Source organism: Paraburkholderia sp. BGA-UO-ETr-F21, from assembly GCF_059567925.1.
In genome coordinates this window covers 24,126-48,944 of sequence record NZ_JCAQOY010000008.1, presented here as the reverse complement: position 1 = coordinate 48,944, position 24,819 = coordinate 24,126, and the positions used below count along the sequence as shown (strand labels likewise).

Here is a 24,819-nt window from a genome sequence, read left to right as displayed (position 1 = left end):
GTCACCCGAACAGGCCGTGAAGGAACCACCGCTGGTCTTCTTCCGCGTCGCGACTGCTGACGCGTTCGCGGTATATCCAGAAGCAGCTCTGGTCTTCACCTTGCGCGACGAAATAGTCGCGCGTCACCAGTTCGCCATCGAACCATCCGGCCTCGATGCGCTCGCCTGGCGACACCATGCGCAGCGGCGAGCCGTAAAACGGCCGGTGTTTGCGCATGAGCAGACGCACCGGCTTTGCCAGAAGCCATGTGGGTCGCGGAAGTCCTTCAGGCAACACCGTGCTTTTCGACGCACTTGCGACAGGCACCCATCGATTGGCAATTTCAGGTCGGTAATCCGCGGTTGGCGCAGGCCGGAGTACGTTTTCCTCACCGAGCCGTGCAACCAGCAATTCGACAAGACGGGCGTGGTCCTCGACCGAGCCGCCGGGCTCCGGAAACAGCGTGTCCGAGGCAGGCACTGCAGGTTGCACGTTGGACGCATCGAGCCGCAAGGCAATGACTGGTGCAGTCAGCTCGATCCGTCCAAGGCGCTCCCTGATGAGCCGCACAAGATGTTCCTCACGCCACGTTGGCTCGCCGAGCGCGATCCCGATCGGGGTCGGCTCAATTGCCTGCCGTCCGCGCTCGTGCTCCAGCAGGAGGGTCGCGCCTGTGAGGGCCAGCTGTTTTGCGCACAGCCAGCCACATAGCTGGACGACGAGACGATGTGCGCCGAAGAGCGCTGCTTCCGCATGCTCGATGCGGTTGGGCATTTCAATGCGGGCGGAGAACGTCGGGGGCAGTTCCAGCCAGTCAAACAGCTCGGGCGCCGTGCCGAAGGCCCGGTCCAGCGAATCAAGCAGGTGCTCGCCGCAACGGCGCTGCAGTCCGGCGCGCGGCAACCGTCGTACATCGGCGATCGTTTCGCAGCCCAGTCCCGCGAACCAGTCAGCGAACGGTCGAACCTCCGGCACCGACAGCAATGGCAATGCGGACAGTTGCCGCTCAAGCGATTCCATCTTGAGTACACGCCGGCACCGGTGTTTCGCGAGCAGCCATGCGCCTTGACCTGTAGGTGCGGCACTTATCCGCGCGGTCAGTCCTATTGCATCGAGTATCGCTTTGGCCTGACGGCACACCGCAAGCAGACCGCCGAACAGACGCAGGCTTGCGCCGATGTCGATCACAACAACAGCCTCCTCGAGCACCGCGACATCGGGCGAGAACTGCATGAGCGCCACTGCCACTTCGCGTTGCGCGGCATGTTCACGGACGAGGTCGCGCTCGAACATCTCTACCTCCGGCGCGAGCGTCAGCACACCGCCGCGCTTCATGCCAACCCGCACGCCCGCAGACCTGGCTACCCCGTCTGCGATGAGCACCGTGTCCCTGTCCAGGACCACGCAGCCATGTGTTGGCTCAGGCAGCCACTTTGGTCGGAAGACCTCGAGCTGCAACCGGGGCAAGTGGACGGCGAGAAATACGCGCATGGTGCGAAAACAGGACAGGGGTTGGTTGAAGTGGGATGGACAGAGGTTCCGCGCGTGCTGGACCTCGTCGCTTCGCAATATCGACGGTCAGACCGTCGCGTTCTGGCCTGAGCGCCAGTCGTAAAACGGCAGGGGACGCATCCTGCGCGGCCGCCAGGGGACGAACCATGAAAAAAAGCGTCTCCGAAGACTGCGCGGCCAGATGTAGCCGCCGCAGTGAGGCCGTCTGGACGTACTGCGTCCAGAACAGCAACGCGCCGCAACTTCCGGCACGCAGAATCTGCTCGGCGGACCACAATGCGTCGGCCGTCTTTGCGGCGCGAATCTGCAGCAGCTGTTCCGGAGAAAGACCGATGTACTCGAGACCGAGGCCGTTCGGAACATGCGGCGGCTGAACCATCGCAACTGGCCGTTTGCCCAGTGTGCTGAGCGCAGGGCGAAGCAACCGCATCTCTCCCACGCCAGCCTGCTGGACCAGCAGGTCGATGAGCGCGCCGATCGGCCATCCGCCGCCGGGCAGCTCTGCTGAAAGCGCCGCGTAGCCGGTATCGACCGTCCTGCCACGACCGCGCGCAAGCTGCGCCGCCCGCCACAGGGACGGGTGAATTGCTTCCGGATTGGGGGACGGGACAGTCATTGAATTGCGCAAATACCTGTATGGATGTACAGTATCCTACACGGAAATTCGTAGCGGCGAACAGGTACTTTTTTGGGGAGAAGCTCCATGGATACGCGCGTTCGCAAACCCGTCAGCCATCCGATGCCAGAAATTGCGGCGTTTGTCGCCGACATGAAATCTGCGTTTGGCGAGCAGGAAATCGATGAAGCCATTCGTCGCGGACGAGCCGGGGAGCCGACGTTCTTTGCGTGCGAAAATGGCCGCTCGGTGGGTACCGCTAGTCCGGTGGAAACGGATGTCTGGCTTGTTGACGGTGCCGTGCGCGACCGCCACTACTGTGACGGCTGCGACGGGTCGTGCGTCGGAGGGGAGGTATCCTGCAGCGACAGATTGAATCGCATCGCCAAGGAGAAACGATAGTGAAACTGGTTGGATGCGGGTTGCTTTTACTGGCGTGTACTTCGCCCGTGTTTGCAGGTGAGCGCTACATAGAAATCTGGAATCCGCCCGAAACTCGAGGTGGATTGCTTCAGGGAGCGGGCGCGACGAATTCGCTTACGCACAAGCGGCGTGTGCCCCATTTGTTAAAAGCACGGGCGCATCGCACGCCGACCACCGCCGCCAGGCTCGCCTTGAAGCAGGGAGCTGCCGGTGCAGGTACGCGACGCGTTACGCCTGACGTCTCGGAAATCCCCCGTCTGATAACGCCCGAGGGGAATGTGCTGCGCGTTGATGCTCACGACTCGTATGTTGAGGTCGTGCGCTGATGGAATCGGGAAGCTACAAGGGATACCGCATCTTCGGTCACGCCATCCTTCAGCAGGAGGACATCCTTTCACCTGAGCGATACGCAGGCAGCGGAACCATCACCCGCGACACAAAGATGGTTGAAGCTTCCGGGGTACTCGGTGTTTTTGATACGGAAGAAGAGGCTCAGCTCGCCGGACTAGGTTGGGCACGTGCGTGGGTCGATAATCACGGCTAGTACCTCGCTGGCGTTGGTCCGCGGCAACCTTTGCAGGGGCGAATGTCACTGCTCCAACATCGGCGATGTGTGTGAAGCTAGTTCTCGAAGACACAGTGCTCCACGCGCGGTTGCTTATGCTCCAGGGCCAGCAGGTCGACGTGCGATCACTGTTGACCCCGTCTACACTCGAAGGCAAACCGTAAGTCAGCCGTGCGCTTCTTGAACTGCGGAGAGTTTATTTCGGGGCCAGACGTCCCGCAAACCGCATGGCCAACAGACTTTACAACGTCTTCATCATGCATACGGCACTCGCCGGACAGAGTTGCGCAAACTGCGTACTCGCCTGCAGTCCAGAGGACGCGCTGCCCCGATTCACCGCTACATATCCGGCCCGCGGGAAAAAATCCGCAGCCGTCGTTGTAAGCAACCACAACTCCGATATGCCGGATGCGCGCGCCAGGTTTTCCGCGTGAGCCAGCAGGCGAGCTCCCAGTCCCGCATTGCGCGAAGTTTGCACAACCGCCAATGACCGCAACAGCGCATCCGTTCCAACCCGCTCAAGACCCACACTGCCAACAATCCTGCCGCTGGCGTCTTCTGCGACCAGGAAGTCCACGAGCAAGGCTGCACCCACATCAGCGACCGGCAGTTCGTTCTCGGCGAGCAATGTTTTGATGGCATCGAGGTCATCACTTCGTGCGGCCCGTATCGTCATGGCGAATGTATCAATGCTGGTCTATGACAAAGGAAGTATCAGGCTACGCTGGTCGCCGCATGGCGGCTCACCCGAACAGCCACAAAGAACGCGATTGCTGACACTATCGAGACGAGAAACACCGTCCATTCGACGGCCACGTATCCGTGCGTGAAGCTCCAGATGCTGGCTGCGGCGATCGGCGCTATGCCCTTCGAGACGTTTGACGGGAAGGAAAGCATACCGCTGACCGCGCCATATCCTTCAGTCCACATCAGGTCCTGGACAATTGTGCCGCGCAGGATTGTCATCATGCCGTTTGCAGCGCCGTAGCAGAGCGCAAACAACCACAGCAGCACCGCCGCGTGTCCAGCGCTTATCAGGACAATGGTCGACAGCGGGAAAAGCGTCACGACGATGATGCCCACGGTACTGACGTGGACAGTCCGGCCGAACGTGAACCACACCGCACGAGCGGCGACCTGAGCTGGACCGATGAGCGCCATGGTTGTGACCAGCACTGCGTTCGATATACCGCGCTCGACCATGAGCGGCACCAGATGGAATGTGAGTGCCGCGAACGTCGCGTAGTAGGCCGTGAAGCACACCGCGAGCGCCCAGAAAACCGGAGAACGGAGCGCGCGACGTGTGGCTGCGTCGTTGGCCAGCTTTACTGAACCACTGGTTGGCCGGGAGCCCGGGTCCGCGCGCGAGGAGCGGATTGCCAGCACATGGACAGGCAGGCAGATAATCAGGTTCAGTGCTGCAAGCACAACAAGCGATGTGCGCCACCCGACCGAGCCAACCAGTAACTGGGTCAGTGGTATGAAGACCGTGCTGGCAAATCCTGCGACCAGCGTGATGAGTGTGATTTTGGTGCGGAAGCTTCGCGGATAACGATGTGTCACAACGGCGAAGACCGGGTCGTAGAACGTGGCCGCCATTGAGATGCCAAGACCTATCCACGCGACGAAGAGCGCCGTCAGCGACTGCGCGTCGGCCCAGAGCAGCAGCATCGCCGCCGCGATAACCGAGCCGACGGCCATCACCCGGCGCCCGAGTCCGTGGTCAATCCAGCGGCCGATGGGATACGCAGCAAATCCCGAAACCAGGAGCCCAACGGAAAGCGCGGCGTTCGTGGCTGTCCGGCTCCACCCCATGGACTGCTCCATCGGCACTACCAGCAGGGAGAACGAGTAGTAGACGGAGCCCCATGAGACCAGTTGCGCCAGCGCCAGGGCCCATGTAACCAGTCGGTCCTGGCTGTCTGCCGGCGCGTTGTCTCCGCTGGCGTTCTCGGTTCGACTCGACATCGTGCTCAATTTGTTCAGCCTCTCAACTTGCTCAGGTTAGGGACGATGCCGGTGCGAAACGCGTCGCAACAGAAGAAAGTCGCCGAGGCGAGCCTCTGCGCCAAAGCGACGGCAAGGCGCTCGGCCTCAGGACCTATCCGAGGCATGGCGATCAGGCTCGGCGCTTCGTTGACGGTACCTAAAAAGCCGATGCCCTCCCGATTGCAGAAATGCTCAACACGTCGCGAGACAAATTTCACGCGTACCCGTCGGAGCATTGCCGCCATTCCGCTTTTCTGACCCTGCGTTGTCAATGCGACGAAGAATTTCAAACCCTCGTCGGCCAGACGATTGCGGACTCGCATCAAGGGCGTTTCCCAGTCGCATGGTGGACGCCAACTGCCGAGCGCTTCCGCATTCATCACCAGCACCGCGGCGGCGGAGCCCCCCGCGGCGAGGAAGCGCGCTATCGCAAGGTTCTCGTCGGCGGCAGCCGTGAGCGCAATGGCAGACGCCACGTAACCGGTTTCCCTCTGAAATGCCGACGATAGGCCGGCTGCTAGTGCCGCGCTCCCGGATGCAGACTCAGTGCGTGCATCCTTCGTTCTCTGTCGTGACACATCTGCACGCTCGTGTGCGGCCAGTAGGAGAAGTCCCTGCGCGGAGCTGCATTGCCACCCTCCCGACGCCGGCAGGAGCCATTCAGACGAAACCCGGTCATCGCAGCTCATGGCACTTCTCCAAAGATTTCACATTTCCAGAATACCGGAAATGTTGTAGAATGCAAGTAACGAGTGAGGGTTGGTGCTCCAGGGGCGGAGCAAAGCCGCTTGAATGCACCCAATGCCTCCATATACTTGGAAATATCAAATTGCAGGGTAATGAAATGACAGTTCACGCAATCAAGGGCGACCAGACATTCCCGGCTGCCAAACCAGATTTTTTCGACACTGACATCGCCGCGCGTCTTGGAATGGAAGGCCAGCCGCCAGTGCGGATACTGCTGCTCTACGGCTCGCTGCGTGAGCGTTCGTACTCGCGTCTGCTCGTTGAAGAGGCCGCACGCCTGTTGCAGACGTTCGGCGCCGAAACGCGGATTTTTGACCCGCGTGGTCTGCCGCATGCCGATGATGTTGATGTGAAGGACCATCCGAAAGTGAAAGAGCTGCTCGAGCTGTCCCTTTGGTCGGAAGGACACGTCTGGTGTAGCCCGGAGCGCCACGGCACCATCACCGGTCTGATAAAGACGCAGATTGACCATCTGCCGCTGGTCAGCGGCGGTATCCGGCCGACGCAGGGGCGCACGCTTGCCGTCATGCAGGTGAGTGGCGGCTCGCAGTCGTTCAACTCAGTCAATCAACTCCGTCAGCTCGGACGATGGATGCGCATGTTCACCATCCCCAACCAGTCGTCTGTTGCCAAAGCTTTTGAAGAATTCGAAGAGGACGGCCGGATGAAGCCGTCGTCCTACTACGACCGGTTGGTCGACGTGATGGAGGAGCTCGTGAAGTTCACTCTGCTGCTGCGCGGCCGTGCCGAGTATCTTGTTGACCGCTACAGCGAACGCGTGAAAGAGGACCGTCCGCTCGACCCGGCAACCGACCTCGCTTCTCGTGCAATTGCCGACTATTCCCCTCAGGAAGCGAAAGCGAGTAACCAATAAAGGACTGTGATGGCAACCCTGGATTCGAAGCTTGCAGTCAAGGCGCTGGCAGCGCTCGCGCACGAGACCCGTCTCGCGGTATTCCGCCTTCTGGTCACCGCTGGACGTTCGGGTATGAGTCCGGGTGCCATTGCCGAAAAGCTGGGCCTCCCTGCGCCGACGCTGTCATTCCACCTCAAGGAGCTTGCACACGCGGAGCTCATTGAGGGCAAGAGTCAGGGCAGGTTCATAATCTACTGCGCCAGCAATGACCACATGCAGACGTTAATGGATTTCCTGATGGAAAACTGCTGCGCGGCGGAGCAAGCAGAGCAATGCGGCTGCGCGACCAACGAAACGGAGGCGTAAATGAAGCGATTTCATGTGCACGTTATTGTCCCGACACTCGACGAAAGCGTGCGTTTTTACAGCAGCATGTTCGGCGCGCAGCCCACCGTGCTCAAGGACGATTACGCGAAGTGGATGCTGGAAGACCCGCGCGTGAACTTCGCCATTTCGGCGCGTGGCGGTGAAGCAGGTGTCAATCACCTTGGTTTTCAGGTCGATAGCGACGAGGAGCTGACAGCTCTCCGCGAGCAGGTCGTCGCCGGCAGCGTCGCGATACAGGACCAGCCTGGCGCGCAGTGCTGCTACGCAAGCTCGAACAAATACTGGACGCAGGACCCGGCCGGTGTACCTTGGGAGACGTACCACACGCTCGGCGGCATCCCGATGTTCGGAGCGGATAGCCGGGACTCGGCGGCCCCTGAAGCGGGCGGGGCCTGCTGTGCCCCGGTTACCTCGATTCCAGCTGTGATTGAGAAAAAAGTCGGCTGCTGCTGATTCGCGGCCACAAAAGCAAACGGCCGCCCAAGGTCACGAGGCGGCCGTTGCAACTGGAATCCTTCTGGCGCACATCCAGGTTTTCACCGACCGCGACTGCGCGGCGCTTTGAGCTCAACCTAACACTTCACCTTTTTGCGGGGTTTGCAGTCCGCCGTCTCAACACCCTGGCAGCAGTTCTCCGTCAGGAAGTCGACCAGGCCATTCATATGGTCTATCTCCGCTGCGTAGTAAACGAATCGGCCTTCCTGCCGGGACGACACGAGACCCGCGTGGGTCAGTTCCTTGAGGTGAAAGGACAGCGTGGCGCTCGCAAGGTCCAGTTGCTCCTGAATAACGCCGACGCTCAATCCGTCGGGTCCGGCCGTCACTAGCAGGCGGAATATACCCAAACGCGTCGGCTGGGCCAGCGCTGACAGGGCTTTGATTGCGTCTTTTTCCTTCATGGTGCACAGGTCGTCGAGATTAGCCGACGATTCTAAACCTATTGAGATGACAGCGGCGCGACAACGATGCCCGGCATCGATCGCCATCACAATTTGCGACCGTCACGTCCGCCGCGGCCACGGTACAGCAGGCGACTGAGCAACGTTGCAATGCTCGACACCGCAGCACAACCGAGAGCAGTTGGCGAGAGTCCATGGAGCAGGAGTTCCGCGATGGCTATTAGGGCGAACGCCATCTGTACCATGCCCAGGAGAAATCGAACCGGCCCCCAGAGTAGAAAGTGCGTTTTTTGTGTGCCCGGCACCGCCGCCGCAGACGGTCTGTGATGACCGTGCCGATGGCCACCAACAGTTCTAACGCGATGACTGGAGAATTTCATGAACGTAGCGGCGCTTTCGCCTGGATGTGCATCGCATTCGTTGACGAGCAAAATCGGCCGGCGTTACGCAGCCTTTTCCATTCGTCGCGGCTGCGGCTCTCGAGACAGCCTGTAACCACTACCGCGAACGGTTTCGATGATGGCGTCGTAGCCGACCGGCTTCAGTGCCGCCCGTAGTCGCTTGATGTGCACGTCGATAGTTCGTTCCTCGATGAACACATGGTCGCCCCACACCTGATCAAGAACCAGCGTACGGCTGTGTACACGCTCGGGATGCGTCATGAAAAAGTGAAGTAGTTTGAACTCGGTCGGCCCAAGATGCACAAGAAGTTCCGCATCGTCGTCCTTCACGAACAACCGCCGCGTCGCCGGGTCCAGGGTGAGGCTGCCGATAGTGACCGCGTCGTCCGTCAACTGTGGGGCTCGCCGGCGCAGGACCGCCTTGATACGGGCGACAAGCTCTTTGGGCGAGAACGGTTTGGCAAGATAGTCGTCAGCGCCGGCTTCGAGGCCATCCACTCGGTCCTGCTCTTCATCCCGGGCCGTCAGCATGATGACCGGCACGTCGCGAGTCCTGAAGTCAGCGCGAAGCAGACGCATGAACTGGAGCCCAGACATGCCGGGCAGCATCCAGTCCAGCACAATCAGGTCGGGCAGAACTTCCGCTATCAACGCGCTCGCGACCGTGACGTCTCGAGCTGGCAGCGGGTGCATGCCGGCATGCTTCAGGTTGGCAGCAAGCAACTCGATGATGGCGGGTTCGTCTTCGACTATCAGCACGCTGATTTGCATAATGGCTGCCCGTTAGTCCTTGGTATCCAGCGCACGGCGCTCGAGTTCTTCGTGTGGCAGGTGGCGCACGTCCGTACCTTTGACGACATAAATAATGAATTCAGCGATGTTCGTCGCATGGTCGCCAATACGCTCGATGGCCTTGGCGACGAATAGATAGTCGAGCCCAACGGAGATGCGCCGGGGGTCTTCCATCATGTACGTCACAAGCTTGCGAACAAACCCGCGAAACTGCTCGTCGATGGCCTGGTCGTCGCGAACAATCTGAGCTGCGGCGACGGTATCAAGCCTTGCGAATGCGTCCAGCGACCGACGCAGGATGTGCGTCGCCATTTCACCCGACAGCTTGATTTCTGCGATGTTGATTGTTCGCGCCGCGCCGTCTTCTGCAATGCGTCGCGTACGTTTCGCTATCTTTCGCGCTTCGTCGCCCGCGCGCTCGAGATTAGTGATGGTCTTCGAGGCGGCCATCAGCAACCGGAGGTCTTTGGCGGCAGGCTGGCGACGAGCGATGATGTTGCTCAACTCCTCGTCTATCTGGACTTCCATCGTGTTTAACCGATGCTCGTCGGCGATAACCTGCTCAACAATATCAAGGTCGAAGGTGTCCAGCGCCTGCATCGCACGGGCAATCTGTTGTTCCACGAGACCGCCCATCTCGAGCAGCCGTCTGGATACCAGATTGAGGTCAGCGTCGAACTGGCTGGAGAGGTGCTTATCGGGCATTTTCACTCCCTAGCCGAAGCGGCCGGTGATGTAGTCCTCAGTCGCTTTCTGGGTCGGCTTCGAGAAAATCTGCTCGGTGGAGCCGAACTCAATGAGCTTCCCCAGATGCATGAACGCAGTATGCTCCGAGACGCGGGCCGCCTGCTGCATGTTGTGAGTGACGATGACGACCGTGTAGTGTTTTCGCAGCGCATGCAGCAGGTCTTCAATCTTGCCGGTTGCTATCGGGTCCAGCGCGGAAGTCGGTTCGTCCAGCAGCAGCACTTCCGGGTCGATGGCTAGCGCACGGGCAATACAAAGACGCTGCTGTTGTCCACCAGACAGGGCTAGCGCGCTCTGGTCCAGCTTGTCCTTTACCTCATCCCACAAGGCAGCCTGCCGTAGCGCAAATTCGACGCGCTCTTCGAGTTCGCTGCGCGTCAATGCCTCGTGGTGAGTGATAGCCAACGCGACGTTGTCGTAAATCGACATCGTGAATGGCGTCGGCTTCTGAAAAACCATCCCGACCATCAGCCTCAACTCGTTGAGCTTGAATTGTGGGTCGAGGATGTTTTTTCCATCCATCTCGACTTCGCCAGTCGCTTTCTGCTCTGGATAAATAGAGTACATCCGGTTCAGAACCCGCAGCAGTGTCGACTTGCCGCAACCTGACGAGCCGATGATGGCGGTCACTTCCCGGTCCGGGAAATCGACGTTGACGTCGTACAGCGCCTGACGTCGGCCGTAGTGAAAATTCAGTCCGCGCACAGAGATGCGCGCTTTGGTCGTCCGGGCGGTTGGCATCTTAACGGGAGGCATGAGCGCGATTGAAGAAGGTGCGGGACAGGATGGCCAGCGCCAGGACAAAGACAGTCATCAGGAATGCGCCGGCCCACGCCAGCGTGTGCCACGCCTCGTATGGGCTCATCGCATACTGGAAGATAACGACCGGAATATTGGCGAGCGGACCGTTCGGCGTCGTTGACCAGTACTGGTTGTTCAGTGCGGTAAAGAGCAACGGCGCGGTTTCCCCGCTGATGCGGGCGACGGCGAGCAACGCGCCAGTCACGATGCCGGCGCTCGCAGCTTTCAGCAGAATGCGAGAACTGATTTTCCAGCGTGGGATGCCGAGCGACAGTGCGGCCTCACGCATGCTGTCCGGAATCAGCTGGAGCATCTCATCGGTGGTCCGGATGACGACCGGCAACATGATGATGGCAAGTGCCACCGCTCCAGCCCAGCCTGAGAAGTGGCCGATCTGACGCACGATGAGCTCGTAGGTGAACAGGCCGATGACAATCGACGGTGCGCTCAGAAGGATGTCGTTGACGAAGCGCACGACTGCACCAAGGCGCGTACGGCGTGCGTACTCGGCCAGATAGATTCCTGCCATCAATCCGAGCGGTACGCCGATGAGAGATGCGATACCTATCATCAGGAAGCTACCGTACAGCGCGTTCAGAAGCCCCCCTTGTTGACCTGGTGGCGGTGTCATCTGCGTGAAAAGGCTCGGCCCTAGCGCCGCGAAGCCGTTTATCACCGTAGTCGCGAGAATCCAGAACAGCCAGAACAAGCCAAAAAGCGTCGACAGGACCGACAGGACGAAGACAACGTTGTTCGTCATACGCCGCCGCCGGAATTTCTTCATGTCGAAGGTTGTGTCCATCACTTCGCTCCTTCCATGCTGTTCAGGCGCAGCAGCAATATCTTTGCCAATGCCAGGACAATGAACGTGACCACAAAGAGGACGAAACCCAGCGCGATGAGCGACGACAGGTAGATGGGCGAATCGGCTTCGGTGAACTCATTGGCGAGGGTCGCCGCGATGGAGTTGCTGGGGTCCATCAGCGAAACGCTCAGGTCGTGGGCGTTGCCCAGCACGAAAGTCACCGCCATCGTTTCGCCCAACGCTCGACCGAGACCCAGAAAAATGGCCCCAATGACCGCTGAGCGCGTGTACGGAAGAACGACCTTTCGAATCACTTCCCACCGCGTTGCCCCGAGCGCGAAAGCAGATTCTTTGAGCATCTGTGGCGTCGCGGAAAAGACGTCGCGCATCACAGCGGTGATGAAAGGGATAATCATGATGCCGAGAATCAGGCCGGCCGGCAGCAGGCCGAGACCGATGGGCGCGCCCGAGAACAGCCGGCCAATCAGCCACACGTTGCCAAACGTGTTGATGAGCCAGGGCTCAACATGGTCGGCGAGCACCGGGGCGAACACGAACAGGCCCCACATACCGTAGATAATGCTGGGAATCGCAGCGAGCAGCTCGATTGCTGTGCTGACAGATCCCTTCATCCAGCGCGGTGCGATTTCCGTGAGAAACATCGCAATGCCGAAGCTGATGGGGACCGCGATGAGCAACGCCAGGAGCGAACTCACCAGCGTGCCGTAGATTGGGATCAACGCGCCGAATTTGTGGGCCACGGCATCCCAATCGGTGCTGACGAGAAAGCGCCAGCCGAAGGTCTGGAACGCGAGCCGACCACCCCAAAGCATCGAGAGCGCGACCCCAGACAGGAGGACCAGGACGAATATCGCTGCGCTAAAGGCCGCAAACCAGAACATGCGGTCCGCTGCTGCGTCGGGTAACCAGCGCCGCTTGCGGGCCCGAAACGTCAGCTCGGTTCCGAGGACAGTGCCTTTTCGGCGCTCGCCCTCTAACCCTTTGGCCACTTCTTCAGCAGTAATAGGCATTAGCATTTCCTCTACTGGTGGCGGGCGCCATCGGCCCCGCGCCACCGTGGGCGGGGACCGTCAGAACTTGAAGTTGGTCGACCAGTACGTCTCGATTTGCTTGACCAACGGCTCCGGCAACGGAACGTAGTCGAGAGACTGTGCCTGCTGCTGGCCCTTCTCGAGCGCCCAGCGGAAGAAGTCAATGGTCGCCTTCGATTGCGCGGCGTTCTTCGGCTGCTTGTACATGACGATGAATGTCGTCGCGGTCACCGGATAGGCGTCCGGACCGGCCGCGTCGGTCATCACGAGGTCAAAGTCCTGCGCCTTGCTCCAGTCTGCGGTGGCTGCTGCGGCCTGGAACGATTTCGCATTCGGCTCGACGAAGTTGCCGGCCTTGTTCTGCACGGAACCGTAGGTCATCTTGTTCTGCAGCACATAGGCGTATTCGACATAGCCGATGGAGTTCTTCAGCCGATTCACATAAGCTGCGACGCCTTCGTTGCCCTTGCCACCAACACCCGTAGGCCACGCAACGGAAGTGCCTTCACCGACCTTGCTCTTCCACTCCGGGCTGACCTTCGACAGATAGTTGACCCAGTTGAATGTGGTGCCCGAGCCGTCCGAGCGATGCACCACCGTGATGATTGCGTCCGGCAATTTCAGACCCGGATTGATTTTCGTGATGGCCGGGTCGTCCCACTTCCTGATTTTGCCAAGATAGATGTCGGCGAGGACCGGACCCGTAAATCGAATCTTACCGGGGGCCACACCTTCGATATTTACGACTGGAACGACACCGCCAATGACGGAGGGAAACTGCCCCATCTCCTTCGCCTTCAGGTCCTCGATGGACATCGGCATATCAGTCGCGCCGAAGTCGACCGTCGCGGCCTTGATTTGCGCGATACCTCCGCCTGAGCCGATGGACTGATAATTGACCTTGGTGCCCGAAGACTGGTTGTAGTCGGAAGACCACTTCGAGAGAATCGGGTACACAAAGGTGGAACCGGCGCCGGTGATTTCCACTGCCTGGGCGGCGACCGCGAAGGTTGCCACCGCTACAGCACCCGCCAGACGTTGCACGAACCGCTTGTTCATCTTGGTCATCCTCAGAAGGTAAACATTATTTCTATAAAACTAGATACGTTACGACTGTCGGGATGCTAAGTATAGTTCGTGACATTCTGGTGACAAGGATTCCCTTTATGAAATTTACGTGACGCGCGAGTTGTCATGTGGCTGCTGAGGCATCATGTGGGCGAGGCAGCTTGCCGCCAATCTACATTTCCATTATATTAGAGATATCGATATAATATTTCGCTGCCTGAAACAGGCTGGAGAACCTCGTGACCGAGCACCGCAAATACAACGTCCTGTTCCTCTGCACGCACAATTCCGCGCGCTCTATCCTTGCTGAGGCGGCACTCAATCAGCTCGCTGGCGACCGCTTCGTCGGCTATAGCGCAGGTAGCCATCCTGGAACGGTCCCAAACCCTTATGCGATCGCCCTGCTTAACTCACAGGGCATTCACACGAAAGCGCTGCGTAGCAAGAGCTGGGACGAGTTTGCCGAGGACGGCGCGCCGCAGATGGACTTCATCTTCACCGTCTGCGACGATGCAGCGGGCGAGGTCTGCCCGATCTGGCCGGGCCACCCCGCGAAGGCGCATTGGGGTGTTGCAGATCCGTCGAAAGTCGAAGGTTCTGACGAGGACAAGCGGAAGGCATTTTTGCAGGCCTTCGTGCAGATGAAGAAGCGCATCGAGCTTTTCACGAATCTTCCGCTCGAAAAGCTCGACCGCCTGGCCGTCCAGCAGCAAATGCAGAACATCGGCACGTCGCTCCGCGAACAAGGCCAGTAATAGAGGTAACGGTCAGCCATCGGGTGGCTGGCCGGCACAAACCGCCCCGGACGCGCCTCCCGCGGGCGCCATAAAGCTTATGTTTCAACACGCGTTCGCGTCGATGCTGCTGGCTGCCTATCAGGGCAGCCATTCGCGCATTTAAAGGAAGCCATTAATGCTCACAGCAGTACTCATTTTCATCGTCACCCTCGTCTTTGTCATCTGGCAGCCTAGGAAACTCGGCATCGGCTGGAGCGCCACTGCTGGAGCAGTCGTAGCGCTTCTCGCCGGCGTGATTCACATTGCGGATATCCCTGTCGTCTGGCACATTGTCTGGAACGCGACGCTGACATTTATCGCCGTAATTATCATCAGCTTGCTGCTTGACGAGGCGGGGTTCTTTGAGTGGGCCGCCTTGCATGTCGCACGGTGGGGGAACGGTAGTGGCCGCAAGCTGTTCGCGTTTCTGGTTCTGCTTGGCGCAGCTGTCGCGGCGTTGTTCGCAAATGACGGTGCAGCCCTCATCCTGACGCCCATCGTCATGGCAATGCTGCTCGCACTTCGATTCAGTCCGGCCACGACTCTCGCGTTCGTCATGGCGGCAGGATTCATCGCAGATACGGCAAGCTTGCCGCTAGTCGTTTCAAACCTCGTCAACATCGTGTCGGCCGACTTCTTCAAGATTGGGTTTGCGGAGTATGCAAGCGTCATGATTCCGGTCGACATCGTCGCGGTCGCGATGACCCTCGCCATGTTGCTGTTCTACTTCCGCCGCGACGTCCCAGCAGTGTATAACGTGGCAGAGTTGAAGCAGCCCGCCGAGGCCATCCGGGACGTCTCCACTTTCAAGGCAGGCTGGTGGGTTCTGGCGCTGCTGCTCGTTGGCTTTTTCGGTCTCGACCGCGTCGGCGTCCCGATCAGCGCGGTCGCTGCAGTCGGAGCCGTTGTCTTGCTCGTTGTCGCAGGACGGGGTCACATTATTTCCACAAGGAAAGTACTGAAGGAAGCCCCGTGGCAAGTCGTCATCTTTTCGCTTGGCATGTATCTCGTTGTGTACGGATTGCGTAACCAGGGTCTCACAGGCTATGTCGCTCAGATCCTTAACTACCTGGCATCTCACGGTGTCTGGGCGGCAGCGCTTGGCACCGGACTTCTTACGGCCTTTCTGTCGTCGGTCATGAACAACATGCCGACCGTGCTTGTTGGCGCGTTGTCTATCGATGCAAGCAACGCCAGTGGAATCGTCAGGGAGGCGATGGTGTTCGCCAACGTGATTGGGAGCGACCTCGGCCCGAAGATCACGCCCATCGGCTCTCTTGCGACCTTGCTCTGGTTGCACGTGCTTGCCCGCAAGAACGTAACCATCACATGGGGTTACTACTTCAGGACAGGTATCGTGCTAACGCTTCCAATCCTGGTTGTCACGCTGGCTGCGCTTGCTGTGCGACTGCAGGGCTGATAGAGAAGACCGCCGGTTGGTGCTGCGAGCGCTGGGGGACAAGCGGCGCGTTATGCCGGATTAGTACCTCGAGTACTGTCCGATTAAGCAAAACCAGGCGACCGTATTCCCCAACGACGGTCGCTTTGTTTCATGGGTTCGATGATTCCTGCCCGGCAATCCGATGACGCCGCATGCGTTCCCATAAGCTTTTCCGCGAGATGCCGAGCGCGAATGCCGTTTCTGCGATCCGCCCGTGGTGCTGAACTAGCGCGTTGTTGATATACAGTGTCTCACACCTGTCCATGTAGGCAGACAGGGTCGGGGTGCCCGTTGGCTCGACATCCCCGTAAGCGGCGTGGTCGCTGAAGACATCGGCCGGCATCAGGAGCCTGCCCGCCGACATCAGACACGCCCTTTCCAGGCGGTTGCGCAGTTCCCGCACGTTCCCGGGCCAGCCGAACGCGACGAGCGCCGCCTCGGCGGCCGGGTGAAGCGCCTTCACGGGTTCGTCGTTCGCTTCAGCATACGAAGACAGAAATCGGCGTGCAATCCACAAGACGTCATCGCTGCGCTCACGCAAAGGCGGCACTCGCAGCGTGACGACGTTCAACCGATAGAACAGGTCTTCCCGGAACTGCCCTCCTGAAACTAGCTGCTGCAGGTCCCTGTGCGTTGCGCACACTAGGCGGAAGTTGCATTCCAGGTCCCGTTCAGCGCCTACACGGCGAACACGCTTTTCCTGAAGGACGCGCAGCAGCTTTACCTGCATTGCAAGCGGCAGTTCACCGATCTCGTCGAGAAACAGAGTGCCGGCGTGGGCGAGTTCAAAGAAACCCTTTTTCTGTCGATCTGCGCCAGTGAATGCGCCCCGCTCGTACCCGAAGAACTCTGACTCCATCAGGGTCTCGGGCACTGCACCGCAATTCACGGCAATGAATGGCTCAGCCTGCCCACAGGCAGCGACATCGTGGATATATCTTGCAAGCACTTCCTTGCCTGAACCGGACTCGCCATTGATGAGGATTGAGGATGCGCGTCTTGCGATTTTTGGAACCACGTCTGCAAGCTTTCGCATCGCCATGGAAACGCCGAGCGCGCTATGCGCAGGCACTGCCTCTTGGGGAATGTCTGACATCGAGAGCACGCGGATTTTCTGTATCAGTTCCGCGATGTCGAAGGGCTTCGTCACATAGTCGGCCACACCTGCCTTCAGCATCGAGACGGCCTTATCAAGCGAAGCGTACGCGGTCACGAGCATGAATGGGGGAACTTTCGCCGTCGTTGAGCTCAGTCGTGTGTACAGCTCGTCGCCAGGAAAGTCCGATAAGCGCACGTCGCTCACAACGACTGCATAGCTCTTACGGAGAATCGCTTCGAACGCCGCAGCCGCGCCGGTGTGCCAGTCGACTCCGAACCCCTCAAGCCGGAAGCGCTCCACCATGGATTCACCCATGATAGGGTCGTCTTCGACCAGGCATATCAATGATTCACTCATGATAGGTCTCCACATCTTTGATTGGTAGTACGGCTTCGAATGTCGTTTCGCCGGGGACGCTGCTGACCGCGATTGTCCCCCCGAGCTGCGTGGCAATCTGATAGCTCACCCAGAGTCCAAGCCCGTAACTTCGCATGAGGCCATGCGCTTTCTGGCTCGGCCAGTAAGGCTCAAATAACTGACCGACCACGTCAGCTGGTATGTGCTCCCCTGAGTTCCATACCGTCACTCTCAATGCGGAAGGAACCATTGCGGCGAGACACCGGACGCTGCCCCCCGTTTCGGCCGCCTTGATGGCGTTCAGGAGCAGATTCAGTACGAGCTGGCGAACGAGATGCGACGGAAGTGGGACATCTTTTGCAGGCATCGACCACTCGAGGGCAATCTGCTTTGACGCCAGTTGTGGTTGGATAAGGATATTGAGGTCATCCCAATCGGCCGCACGCATTGCTGGCGAATCAAGTCGTGCCTCAAAGAGCAGCGCGCCGACCGTTGCTCGAATCTGCGCAAGTCCGCGTTTGAGCAAAGCCAGCGTACGGGTGGTCAACCCATCCGGGCTGCCGTGCGTGACGAGCGTGTCAACTGCGTTAATCATGCCGCCAAGCGGATTATTGATTTCGTGCACGATGCCCGCGGCCACCCGCCCCACCGCAGCAAGCCGCTCGGACACAACCATGTCGCGCTCCAGTTGCTGTTTTTGCGCCAGGTCGTCCAGCATTTCACGGAAGCTCGCGGACAAACGGCCGATTTCATCACTGCCTTGGGCCGAGACCTCCTGTTTGAGCGTCTCGGGGTCTTCCTTGTGTACCCGTGCCATCGCATTGCTGAGCGTATGCAACGGATTGGCCATTCGATTGCCCCACCACCAGCCGATGGGCAAAAGCACAAGCAGGCTCGTGAGGTTGATCAGGACCATGCGCTTAACGAGCGTATTTACGCTGTCGCGAAGTTTTTGGGGGGCGTATGTGATGGCGACGTAGCCGAGTGGGCTCCCGTCTTCGGCTGTCACCGCTTGCGAAGCGACTATGTCGTCCGCTCCCAGCAGGCTCGGAAAGCTGAAATAGAAATTGCGTGGCTGCGCCTTCACGGAGCTGATCGCATGACTGATGGCGTGGCCCAAGCGGGTCGCGTCCGTCAGGGTCGCGTAATACTTTGGGTCGGTCGCTGCATACACGCGTCCGTTCGCGTCGAAGACAATCAGCTCTTTTAAGGGGTTGGCAGGCTCCTTCGCGGCGACAGGCGCACGAAGGACCTCGAATACATGAAACAGGTCATCGCGTACGATTGAGTCCCGGACCGAGAGTGCCGTGACATTGGCAAGGTTGCGGGCACCGCTTTCCACATTGCGGCGCGCGTCTGAAAGCATGAAAGAAATCAGCACCGCCGTGACGGCGACCTCAGTGAGCACGATGGCCAACGTCAGCGCTGCTGGAATCTTGTATCGGTAGCTGACATTCTCCAGCATGGTCGTCTCACACAGGCATGGTGTCGGACAGCTTGACCAGATTGCGGATGTCGTCAAAAATCGCATCTGGGCCGATAACAAACCGGTCGAGGTTCAGGCGATTCAGCAGGTCGCGTCCCACCGTGTCTTCTGTCATGCCAAGCAGTGCCGCCTGCAACGGCGCGAACGTGTCAACGCTGAGGCTTCGCCGTGCAACGATAGGAGGAAACCCATAGAGCGGTGACTTCCACGCCACCCGTACTCCAGTCACGGCATCCGGTACCTGTTTGGCGAGCGTGTCAAATACGTAGCCGTCGATTTCGCCGGCGGATGCAAGCCCGGAACTGACGGCCTCTACGACCTTCCGATGAGCGAACGTGAAGAAGGCCTTGCTGAAGAAGCGCCGGGGATCAATGCCATCCCTGATGAGTTCGGTGCGAGGCACCAGGTAACCCGAGTTCGACTGTGGGTCGCTGTATGCGAAAACCCGGTCTCCGAGCGACACGATATTCGTCGTAGATGTATCCGAAGCAGGGACCAGCAAGTAGGACCGGTATAGAGGCTTGCCCTGGTATTGCGGCACGACAAGCAGCTTCATCCGGTCGGCGTGCGTGACGTATGGGTAGCCGCACACCCATGCGACGTCTAACTGGTCGGCAAGCAGCATCTCGGTGATTTCACCATAGCTGCCTCGCTGGACGAAATGAACCTCCATGCCCAATTGCTCTTCGAGACGCGCGCGCCACTTGCCCAGCAGGCGCACCTGGTTATCGAGGAAAACCGCTGTGGTTCCAAACAAAATCTTTTGCCGCGATGCAGCATTAATAGCACGCGCAGGTCTCCACGCCGCGACCAGCCCGGCGCTGGCGGCGCAGAGCACCTTGCGTCTCCCGTTACTGAACGGTAACCCTGACATAACCCCGTCCCCTCCGGCCGTTACCGGTGCGAAACTCATTCCGATGTCTCTAGCGACGTCGAATCGTCGATTGCCGCGCCAGATGGCGTTCTGGTCGTTTTGGCATAGAGCTTGCCCTTGTCATCAAATAGTAACGGTTGCCCATATGGGTATCAAGGAGCAGGCATGTCCAAAGAAACACTTAGTCGGCGCACCTTTCTTAAGGTGAGCAGCACGAGCATGGCAGCGACAGCTGCGGTGATAGTCAAGCCTGCCTGCGCCGCGACAACAGCGCCAGCCGCCGCGCCGCAAACAAGTCACACATTGCTGCCGTACGTACCGAAGTCCGTAGCCAGCGCCAGTCAGATGATCGAGGGCCAGCCCATGGTTTTTAGCTATCCGGACGCCGCCTCTCCGTGCGTCGCCGTAAAGCTTGGTGTAGCAGCGCCGGGCGGCGTCGGACCCAACCAGGACATCGTTGCGTACAGCATGATGTGCACGCACATGGGATGTCCCGTTGCGTTCGACCCGGGGACGAACACGTTCAAGTGCGGTTGCCACTACAGCATGTTTGACGCGGAGAAGTCTGGCCAGATGATTGCCGGACAGGCCACCGAGAATCTGCCGCGCATCCGGTTGAGCTACGACGAGAAGACGGGGCGGATATCGGCGACAGGCATCGACGGCATGCTGTATGGCCGTCAGGCCAACGTACTCTAACCAGGGGAGCGACATGGACAACCAGAGCGACCGCATCACGTTGCCGCCGGCAAACGCACAGCGCACGAACATGACGTGCCATTTCTGCATCGTCGGTTGCGGATACAACGTGTTCAAGTGGCCAGAGAACGTGGAAGGCGGGCGTGCACCTTCCCAGAACGCGCTCGGGCTCGACTACAACAAACAGCTCCCGCCACTGGCGGTGACGTTGACGCCGGCAATGACAAACGTCGTGACAGACCGCGACGGAAGCCGGCACCGTATCATGATCGTTCCCGACCGCGAGTGTGTCGTGAACAGCGGCCTCAGTTCGACGCGCGGTGGCAAGATGGCGAGCTACATGTACAACGCCGACGGTCTCACGCGTGAACGGCTGAAAAATCCCCGTCTCTATGCCGGCGACCAGTGGGTCGATACCGACTGGGACCATGCGATGGCCATCTACGCTGGCCTGCTCAAACGCACCCTCGATAAGGATGGTCCGAGCGGTATCGTCTTCTCGGCATTTGACCACGGTGGTGCCGGTGGTGGCTTCGAAAACACATGGGCCACTGGAAAGCTGATGTTCACCGCACTGCAGACGCCGATGGTCCGCATTCACAACCGTCCTGCGTACAACTCGGAGTGCCATGCCACGCGCGAGATGGGTATCGGCGAGTTGAACAACTCCTACGAGGACGCCGAGCTGGCCGACCTCATCATGGCTGTCGGCAACAATGCCTATGAAACTCAGACCAACTATTTCCTGAATCACTGGGTGCCCAACCTGCAGGGTGGCACCGCGGAGAAGAAGAAACAGCGGTTTGCCGGCGAGGCCACACCCGCGGCGCGGATTATCTTTGTGGACCCGCGGCGCACGCCCACGATAGCCATCGCCGAGCAGGTTGCCGGTGTCGGCAACGTGCTGCATCTCGACATCCTGCCTGGCACCGACGTCGCTTTGTTCAACGGCCTCTTCACCTATGTCGTCGAACAGGGGTGGATTGACCGTGACTTCATTAACCAGCACACGAACGGCTTTGATGATGCCGTGAAGACCAACAGGATGTCGCTGGAAGATGCAAGCAAGGCGACGGGCATTCCTGTTGAAAAACTGCGGACCGCCGCAGAATGGGCATACAAGCCGAAGGCGTCCGGCCAAATGCCGCGGACGATGCATGCGTACGAGAAAGGCATCATCTGGGGCAATGACAACTACCTGATTCAATCGTCGCTGGTTGACCTCGTCCTCGCGACGCATAACGTTGGTCGCCGGGGCACTGGTGTTGTTCGCATGGGCGGTCATCAGGAGGGCTACACGCGCCCGCCCTATCCGGGTGACTCAAAAATCTATATTGACCAGCAGCTCATCCACGGAAAAGGCCGAATGATGACCTGGTGGGGCAGCAATAACTTCCAGACGAGCAACAACGCAGAGGCGCTTCGCGAAGCGGTGTTGCGCCGGTCGCAGATCGTCAAGGAGGCCATGCAGAAAGCGAAAGGGGCAACAGACGCCCAACTGGTCGACGTCATTTTCGACGCGACCAGTAAAGGTGGCCTGTTCGTAGCATCGGTGAATCTGTACCCGACGAAGCTCGCCGAGGCGGCCCATCTCATGCTTCCCGCGGCGCACCCAGGCGAATCAAATCTCACGTCGATGAACGGTGAGCGCCGCATGCGGCTGTCCCAGAAGTTCATGGATGCGCCGGGGAGCGCGATGCCGGACTCACTCATTGCCGCACGCATCGCAAACTCGCTGAAGGCAATGTATCTGGCCGATGGCAACGCCACCATGGCAGCCCGCTTCAATGGATTTGAATGGAAGACCGAGGAAGACGCGTTCAATGATGGCTTCCGGCAGGTTGGCCAGCCAGGCGTCGCGAAGATTGATAGCCAGGGTGGTCCAACAGGCAATCTCGTCAGCTACGAGCGGCTCCGGGCCGCCGGTAACAATGGGGTGCAACTTCCCGTCCAGTCATACACCGGTGGAAAACTGATGGGTACCGAGATGCTTTACACCGATTCGAAGTTTGATACGCCGGACGGTAAGGCGCAGTTCAAGCCCGCGCCGTGGAACGGCTTGCCGAAAACGGTCGCCCAGCAGAAGGACAAGTTCCGTTTCTGGATTAACAACGGGCGGAACAACGAGGTCTGGCAAACGGCTTATCACGACCAGTACAACGAGTTCATACGTGCACGCTACCCGATGGCATACATCGAGGTAAATCCTGAGGACGCGAAGGAACTGAATCTCGCGGCTGGTGACATTGTGGAAGTGTTCAACGATTTCGGCTCGACCTACGCGATGGCCTATCCGGCAAAAGAAATCAAACCGAACCAGACCTTCATGATGTTTGGTTACGTCAATGGCATCCAGGGCGACGTGACTACCGACTGGACCGACCGCAACATCATTCCTTACTACAAAGGTACGTGGGCGAACCTTCGCCGCGTTGGCAGCATGGACGACTACAAGCGAACCGTGAGCTTCAAGAGCCGGCGCTTCGCCTGATTTCCATTGACCGCGAGACAACAACTCGCGGTCTCTTTTATATGCATAGGACTTGAAAATGAATCGACTGTTTATCGCCAGCCTAACGATGTTTGCCGCCACCCACGCTTCTGCCGATATCGATGCCGCAAAGGCGCAGGGAATTGCCAGCAAGAATATGTGCTTCAGTTGTCACGCCGTCGACCACAAGGTCGTTGGTCCCGCTTATCACGATGTCGGGGAAAAATACAAAGGAGATGCTGCGGCCATGGCCACCCTCATGAAGAAGGTTAAGGGCGGTGGTTCGGGCGTGTGGGGCGCGGTTCCGATGCCACCCAATCCGGGTATCAGCGACGCTGACCTGAAGGTGGTGCTGACGTGGGTGCTAGCCGGCGCCCCGAAACAATAATGCGTGAAGAGCGATTATGTCGTTGACAACACGGCGGGTCATTCCCATTCACGTGACAACGCGTCTGCCTGTCGCGATACGAAGTGTATTGGTGTCAATCGAACTAAACATGGAACCCCCTGACGCACGGCAAACCTATGCCACTTAAGGAATGGCCGGGCTCCTGGTGTCAAGTTTGTGTCGATCCGGGTTGACCTAAATTTGGAACTTTTCGAGAAATTCAACTAAAGTTGGAACATTGCTTTCGGCCCGACTTGCTGCGATGAGAGAGCCTGTTCCCCTTCCAGTTCAGCGTCTTCCCAAGCAGACACTACACCACGTCTGGGCGCTGAAGCTGCGACGTCCCGTCATGTTTGTCTCGGCGACGCAAGTTCGCCTGTGGATCATGCTCGAGGCCAATCCTGGCGTGACGAATTACTGCGAGCGACCTGCGCTATCTGTCGAGCCGGCGACAGAGCCGACAGCTGACTTCTGGGTGATGCGTGACGGAGCAGAACAGTGGCTGATCGTTGACGGAAATGTCGATGGAGTGCGTGCTTCCGATCCGCGCATAGCGAGCCAGACCATGCAAGCTGCAGCTTGTGTCGAGACCATTTCCAGCAAGGAGATCGAACGCCATTGCATCTGGATCCAAAACTGGATGGCATTGCTTCCCTATCTGGGAACGGGGAGTCACCTGATCGACCCGGCATTGCTCGCGAACGTAATCCAGTTCTTCGATCGCCCCGCGACCATTGATGAGGCCGAGCGGTACTTCTCCCACATCGATTCTGTACTTGTGCGGACAGCGATAACCGCTGGACTGCATGGCGGTCAACTCATCAGCCCCGACCTGACCAGGCTTGCATTCAGCCGGCACACCCTGGTAAGCAGATATCGTCGCGGGGAGTCACATGAGACGCAGTGACATTCCCGAGCCGCTGACGGACTGCAGCTCGTGGCCGGGCGTCGATCCAGATGCGATCGGTCCGGGGCGCCTAGCAGTTTGAGGCCCTGGGGCTTGCCCGCAGTTCCTACTTCTATCACCGTGCACGTCAGCTCGTTGCTGACAGGCACGCTGACGCGCGACGCATCATCGCGGATATCTTCAAACTCAATCACCGTTGTTACGGATATCGCCGGATCCACGCGGCGTTGGGCAGGCAGCAGATCGTCATCTCGGAGAAGGTGGTGCGACGTTTGATGCGACAGGAAGGTCTGGCGGTTGCCACGACCAGGCGACGTCGCTACGGCTCCTATTGTGGAGAAATAAGCCCTGCGCCGGAGAACATTATCAATCGTGACTTCCGCGCCGCTGCCCCGAACCAGAAATGGCTCACGGACATTACCGAATTCCAGATTCCGGCCGGCAAGGTGTATCTGTCGCCGGTGATTGACTGCTTCGACGGTCTCGTTGTGAGCTGGTCAATCAGCACGCGGCCGGATGCCGAACTCGTCAACACCATGCTGGAATCGGCGATTGAGTCGCTGGTGTTAGCGGCGGTGCAAATCCGACACTAAACGGCGGCGTCAGGTTAAGTAAAGCGACAACGCCCAAGGGGCGCTTATCGCTGACTCGTTGTTGTTGC

At 59.1% G+C, this 24,819-nt stretch carries 26 protein-coding genes and 1 pseudogene; 12 read left to right on the top strand and 15 right to left on the bottom strand.

Annotated elements, in window-relative coordinates; genetic code table 11:
• Nucleotide 1: 1 nt before the first annotated feature.
• Complete coding sequence (locus AC57B1_RS07070) at nucleotides 2-1,471, bottom strand: Y-family DNA polymerase (RefSeq protein WP_496417079.1); 1,470 nt, start codon at nucleotides 1,469-1,471, stop codon at nucleotides 2-4.
• Entirely contained in the window at nucleotides 1,401-2,108 is a 708-nt protein-coding gene (gene imuA / locus AC57B1_RS07065) for a translesion DNA synthesis-associated protein ImuA (RefSeq protein WP_496417078.1), read from the bottom strand. The genes AC57B1_RS07070 and imuA overlap by 71 nt, the downstream gene beginning before the upstream one ends.
• A gap of 87 nt (nucleotides 2,109-2,195) precedes the next feature.
• Here imuA and AC57B1_RS07060 point away from each other — a divergent pair, with 87 nt between their 5' ends.
• Together AC57B1_RS07060 and AC57B1_RS07055 are read left to right on the top strand one after the other, a co-directional pair.
• Complete coding sequence (locus tag AC57B1_RS07060; RefSeq protein ID WP_496417077.1) at nucleotides 2,196-2,510, top strand: hypothetical protein; 315 nt, start codon at nucleotides 2,196-2,198, stop codon at nucleotides 2,508-2,510.
• Between the two features lie 346 nt (nucleotides 2,511-2,856).
• Nucleotides 2,857-3,075: a hypothetical protein gene (locus AC57B1_RS07055; RefSeq protein WP_007182810.1), complete on the top strand. Its 219-nt coding sequence runs from the start codon at nucleotides 2,857-2,859 to the stop codon at nucleotides 3,073-3,075.
• 262 nt (nucleotides 3,076-3,337) lie between these two features.
• Here AC57B1_RS07055 and arsN2 read toward each other — a convergent pair whose 3' ends face one another.
• Genes arsN2 through AC57B1_RS07040 form a run of 3 tightly spaced genes read right to left on the bottom strand, consistent with a single transcriptional unit; the run spans nucleotide 3,338 to nucleotide 5,561 of the window.
• A complete protein-coding gene (arsN2, locus tag AC57B1_RS07050) occupies nucleotides 3,338-3,772 on the bottom strand; it encodes an arsenic resistance N-acetyltransferase ArsN2 (RefSeq protein ID WP_496417076.1) in 435 nt (144 codons plus the stop codon).
• A 38-nt stretch (nucleotides 3,773-3,810) separates the two neighbouring features.
• Nucleotides 3,811-5,064: an MFS transporter gene (locus AC57B1_RS07045; RefSeq protein WP_496417075.1), complete on the bottom strand. Its 1,254-nt coding sequence runs from the start codon at nucleotides 5,062-5,064 to the stop codon at nucleotides 3,811-3,813.
• Nucleotides 5,065-5,078: 14 nt separating this feature from the next.
• On the bottom strand, nucleotides 5,079-5,561 hold the full coding sequence (locus AC57B1_RS07040) for a hypothetical protein (protein WP_496417074.1): 483 nt from the start codon (nucleotides 5,559-5,561) through the stop codon (nucleotides 5,079-5,081).
• A 455-nt stretch (nucleotides 5,562-6,016) separates the two neighbouring features.
• Between AC57B1_RS07040 and arsH the strand changes: the two genes are divergently transcribed.
• From arsH to AC57B1_RS07025, 3 genes are read left to right on the top strand one after another with little or no spacing between them, the layout of a single operon-like run.
• Nucleotides 6,017-6,706, top strand: coding sequence for an arsenical resistance protein ArsH (gene arsH, locus AC57B1_RS07035; RefSeq protein ID WP_496417187.1), 690 nt, complete (start codon nucleotides 6,017-6,019; stop codon nucleotides 6,704-6,706).
• Nucleotides 6,707-6,715: 9 nt separating this feature from the next.
• A complete protein-coding gene (locus tag AC57B1_RS07030; protein WP_496417073.1) occupies nucleotides 6,716-7,054 on the top strand; it encodes an ArsR/SmtB family transcription factor in 339 nt (112 codons plus the stop codon).
• On the top strand, nucleotides 7,055-7,528 hold the full coding sequence (locus tag AC57B1_RS07025) for an ArsI/CadI family heavy metal resistance metalloenzyme (RefSeq protein ID WP_496417072.1): 474 nt from the start codon (nucleotides 7,055-7,057) through the stop codon (nucleotides 7,526-7,528). It abuts the gene before it with no gap.
• 119 nt (nucleotides 7,529-7,647) lie between these two features.
• Here the strand turns inward: AC57B1_RS07025 and AC57B1_RS07020 are convergent, their stop codons facing one another.
• The 7 genes from AC57B1_RS07020 to pstS form a co-directional block, all read right to left on the bottom strand.
• Nucleotides 7,648-7,974 carry an ArsR/SmtB family transcription factor gene (locus tag AC57B1_RS07020; RefSeq protein ID WP_165190121.1) on the bottom strand — a complete coding sequence of 109 codons (327 nt, stop codon included), beginning with the start codon at nucleotides 7,972-7,974 and terminating at the stop codon, nucleotides 7,648-7,650.
• Nucleotides 7,975-8,417: 443 nt separating this feature from the next.
• Nucleotides 8,418-9,146, bottom strand: coding sequence for a phosphate regulon transcriptional regulator PhoB (phoB, locus tag AC57B1_RS07015; protein ID WP_496417071.1), 729 nt, complete (start codon nucleotides 9,144-9,146; stop codon nucleotides 8,418-8,420).
• 12 nt (nucleotides 9,147-9,158) lie between these two features.
• Nucleotides 9,159-9,872 carry a phosphate signaling complex protein PhoU gene (phoU, locus tag AC57B1_RS07010; protein WP_496417070.1) on the bottom strand — a complete coding sequence of 238 codons (714 nt, stop codon included), beginning with the start codon at nucleotides 9,870-9,872 and terminating at the stop codon, nucleotides 9,159-9,161.
• A 9-nt stretch (nucleotides 9,873-9,881) separates the two neighbouring features.
• Nucleotides 9,882-10,670, bottom strand: coding sequence for a phosphate ABC transporter ATP-binding protein PstB (gene pstB / locus AC57B1_RS07005; protein ID WP_496417069.1), 789 nt, complete (start codon nucleotides 10,668-10,670; stop codon nucleotides 9,882-9,884).
• Nucleotides 10,657-11,517, bottom strand: a complete 861-nt coding sequence (gene pstA, locus AC57B1_RS07000; RefSeq protein WP_201142204.1) for a phosphate ABC transporter permease PstA — start codon at nucleotides 11,515-11,517, stop codon at nucleotides 10,657-10,659. Before pstA ends, pstB begins: the two co-directional genes overlap by 14 nt.
• Nucleotides 11,517-12,551: a phosphate ABC transporter permease subunit PstC gene (gene pstC, locus AC57B1_RS06995; protein WP_496417068.1), complete on the bottom strand. Its 1,035-nt coding sequence runs from the start codon at nucleotides 12,549-12,551 to the stop codon at nucleotides 11,517-11,519. The genes pstA and pstC overlap by 1 nt, the downstream gene beginning before the upstream one ends.
• A 60-nt stretch (nucleotides 12,552-12,611) precedes the next feature.
• Complete coding sequence (pstS, locus tag AC57B1_RS06990; RefSeq protein WP_496417067.1) at nucleotides 12,612-13,631, bottom strand: phosphate ABC transporter substrate-binding protein PstS; 1,020 nt, start codon at nucleotides 13,629-13,631, stop codon at nucleotides 12,612-12,614.
• Nucleotides 13,632-13,879: 248 nt separating this feature from the next.
• Between pstS and AC57B1_RS06985 the strand changes: the two genes are divergently transcribed.
• Nucleotides 13,880-14,395, top strand: coding sequence for an arsenate reductase ArsC (locus AC57B1_RS06985; RefSeq protein ID WP_496417066.1), 516 nt, complete (start codon nucleotides 13,880-13,882; stop codon nucleotides 14,393-14,395).
• Between the two features lie 157 nt (nucleotides 14,396-14,552).
• The gene (locus AC57B1_RS06980; protein WP_496417065.1) at nucleotides 14,553-15,836 is read left to right on the top strand and encodes an arsenic transporter; all 1,284 of its coding nucleotides are present in this window, start codon (nucleotides 14,553-14,555) and stop codon (nucleotides 15,834-15,836) included.
• Between the two features lie 130 nt (nucleotides 15,837-15,966).
• Here the strand turns inward: AC57B1_RS06980 and AC57B1_RS06975 are convergent, their stop codons facing one another.
• From AC57B1_RS06975 to AC57B1_RS06965, 3 genes are read right to left on the bottom strand one after another with little or no spacing between them, the layout of a single operon-like run.
• A complete protein-coding gene (locus AC57B1_RS06975) occupies nucleotides 15,967-17,313 on the bottom strand; it encodes a sigma-54-dependent transcriptional regulator (protein ID WP_496417064.1) in 1,347 nt (448 codons plus the stop codon).
• Entirely contained in the window at nucleotides 17,306-18,778 is a 1,473-nt protein-coding gene (locus tag AC57B1_RS06970) for a HAMP domain-containing sensor histidine kinase (RefSeq protein WP_496417063.1), read from the bottom strand. Before AC57B1_RS06970 ends, AC57B1_RS06975 begins: the two co-directional genes overlap by 8 nt.
• Nucleotides 18,779-18,785: 7 nt before the next feature.
• On the bottom strand, nucleotides 18,786-19,712 hold the full coding sequence (locus tag AC57B1_RS06965; RefSeq protein WP_496417062.1) for a substrate-binding domain-containing protein: 927 nt from the start codon (nucleotides 19,710-19,712) through the stop codon (nucleotides 18,786-18,788).
• 126 nt (nucleotides 19,713-19,838) lie between these two features.
• Here AC57B1_RS06965 and AC57B1_RS06960 point away from each other — a divergent pair, with 126 nt between their 5' ends.
• From AC57B1_RS06960 to AC57B1_RS06940, 5 genes and pseudogenes are all read left to right on the top strand, one after another.
• On the top strand, nucleotides 19,839-20,372 hold the full coding sequence (locus AC57B1_RS06960; protein ID WP_496417061.1) for an arsenate reductase (azurin) small subunit: 534 nt from the start codon (nucleotides 19,839-19,841) through the stop codon (nucleotides 20,370-20,372).
• Between the two features lie 13 nt (nucleotides 20,373-20,385).
• Nucleotides 20,386-22,863, top strand: coding sequence for an arsenate reductase (azurin) large subunit (locus AC57B1_RS06955; RefSeq protein ID WP_496417060.1), 2,478 nt, complete (start codon nucleotides 20,386-20,388; stop codon nucleotides 22,861-22,863).
• Nucleotides 22,864-22,921: 58 nt separating this feature from the next.
• Nucleotides 22,922-23,251, top strand: a complete 330-nt coding sequence (locus AC57B1_RS06950; RefSeq protein ID WP_496417059.1) for a c-type cytochrome — start codon at nucleotides 22,922-22,924, stop codon at nucleotides 23,249-23,251.
• Between the two features lie 349 nt (nucleotides 23,252-23,600).
• A complete protein-coding gene (locus tag AC57B1_RS06945) occupies nucleotides 23,601-24,158 on the top strand; it encodes a hypothetical protein (RefSeq protein ID WP_496417058.1) in 558 nt (185 codons plus the stop codon).
• A gap of 86 nt (nucleotides 24,159-24,244) precedes the next feature.
• Nucleotides 24,245-24,721 (top strand): annotated as a pseudogene (locus tag AC57B1_RS06940) (IS3 family transposase); the annotation flags it as partial.
• Nucleotides 24,722-24,819 lie beyond the last annotated feature (98 nt).

What these genes read in the sequence shown, in the direction of transcription:
- AC57B1_RS07045 (WP_496417075.1), bottom strand. Translation starts at nt 5,064, where the DNA reads ATGTCGAGTCGAACCGAGAACGCCAGCGGAGACAACGCGCCGGCAGAC.
- AC57B1_RS06960 (WP_496417061.1), top strand. Translation starts at nt 19,839, where the DNA reads ATGTCCAAAGAAACACTTAGTCGGCGCACCTTTCTTAAGGTGAGCAGC.
- pstA (WP_201142204.1), bottom strand. Translation starts at nt 11,517, where the DNA reads ATGGACACAACCTTCGACATGAAGAAATTCCGGCGGCGGCGTATGACG.
- AC57B1_RS06970 (WP_496417063.1), bottom strand. Translation starts at nt 18,778, where the DNA reads ATGCTGGAGAATGTCAGCTACCGATACAAGATTCCAGCAGCGCTGACG.
- AC57B1_RS06980 (WP_496417065.1), top strand. Translation starts at nt 14,553, where the DNA reads ATGCTCACAGCAGTACTCATTTTCATCGTCACCCTCGTCTTTGTCATC.
- AC57B1_RS07060 (WP_496417077.1), top strand. Translation starts at nt 2,196, where the DNA reads ATGGATACGCGCGTTCGCAAACCCGTCAGCCATCCGATGCCAGAAATT.
- AC57B1_RS07025 (WP_496417072.1), top strand. Translation starts at nt 7,055, where the DNA reads ATGAAGCGATTTCATGTGCACGTTATTGTCCCGACACTCGACGAAAGC.
- AC57B1_RS06950 (WP_496417059.1), top strand. Translation starts at nt 22,922, where the DNA reads ATGAATCGACTGTTTATCGCCAGCCTAACGATGTTTGCCGCCACCCAC.
- arsN2 (WP_496417076.1), bottom strand. Translation starts at nt 3,772, where the DNA reads ATGACGATACGGGCCGCACGAAGTGATGACCTCGATGCCATCAAAACA.
- AC57B1_RS06965 (WP_496417062.1), bottom strand. Translation starts at nt 19,712, where the DNA reads ATGAGTTTCGCACCGGTAACGGCCGGAGGGGACGGGGTTATGTCAGGG.
- pstB (WP_496417069.1), bottom strand. Translation starts at nt 10,670, where the DNA reads ATGCCTCCCGTTAAGATGCCAACCGCCCGGACGACCAAAGCGCGCATC.
- phoB (WP_496417071.1), bottom strand. Translation starts at nt 9,146, where the DNA reads ATGCAAATCAGCGTGCTGATAGTCGAAGACGAACCCGCCATCATCGAG.
- AC57B1_RS06975 (WP_496417064.1), bottom strand. Translation starts at nt 17,313, where the DNA reads ATGAGTGAATCATTGATATGCCTGGTCGAAGACGACCCTATCATGGGT.
- AC57B1_RS07020 (WP_165190121.1), bottom strand. Translation starts at nt 7,974, where the DNA reads ATGAAGGAAAAAGACGCAATCAAAGCCCTGTCAGCGCTGGCCCAGCCG.
- pstS (WP_496417067.1), bottom strand. Translation starts at nt 13,631, where the DNA reads ATGAACAAGCGGTTCGTGCAACGTCTGGCGGGTGCTGTAGCGGTGGCA.
- AC57B1_RS07030 (WP_496417073.1), top strand. Translation starts at nt 6,716, where the DNA reads ATGGCAACCCTGGATTCGAAGCTTGCAGTCAAGGCGCTGGCAGCGCTC.
- imuA (WP_496417078.1), bottom strand. Translation starts at nt 2,108, where the DNA reads ATGACTGTCCCGTCCCCCAATCCGGAAGCAATTCACCCGTCCCTGTGG.
- pstC (WP_496417068.1), bottom strand. Translation starts at nt 12,551, where the DNA reads ATGCCTATTACTGCTGAAGAAGTGGCCAAAGGGTTAGAGGGCGAGCGC.
- AC57B1_RS07070 (WP_496417079.1), bottom strand. Translation starts at nt 1,471, where the DNA reads ATGCGCGTATTTCTCGCCGTCCACTTGCCCCGGTTGCAGCTCGAGGTC.
- phoU (WP_496417070.1), bottom strand. Translation starts at nt 9,872, where the DNA reads ATGCCCGATAAGCACCTCTCCAGCCAGTTCGACGCTGACCTCAATCTG.
- AC57B1_RS07055 (WP_007182810.1), top strand. Translation starts at nt 2,857, where the DNA reads ATGGAATCGGGAAGCTACAAGGGATACCGCATCTTCGGTCACGCCATC.
- AC57B1_RS06955 (WP_496417060.1), top strand. Translation starts at nt 20,386, where the DNA reads ATGGACAACCAGAGCGACCGCATCACGTTGCCGCCGGCAAACGCACAG.
- arsH (WP_496417187.1), top strand. Translation starts at nt 6,017, where the DNA reads ATGGAAGGCCAGCCGCCAGTGCGGATACTGCTGCTCTACGGCTCGCTG.
- AC57B1_RS06945 (WP_496417058.1), top strand. Translation starts at nt 23,601, where the DNA reads ATGTTTGTCTCGGCGACGCAAGTTCGCCTGTGGATCATGCTCGAGGCC.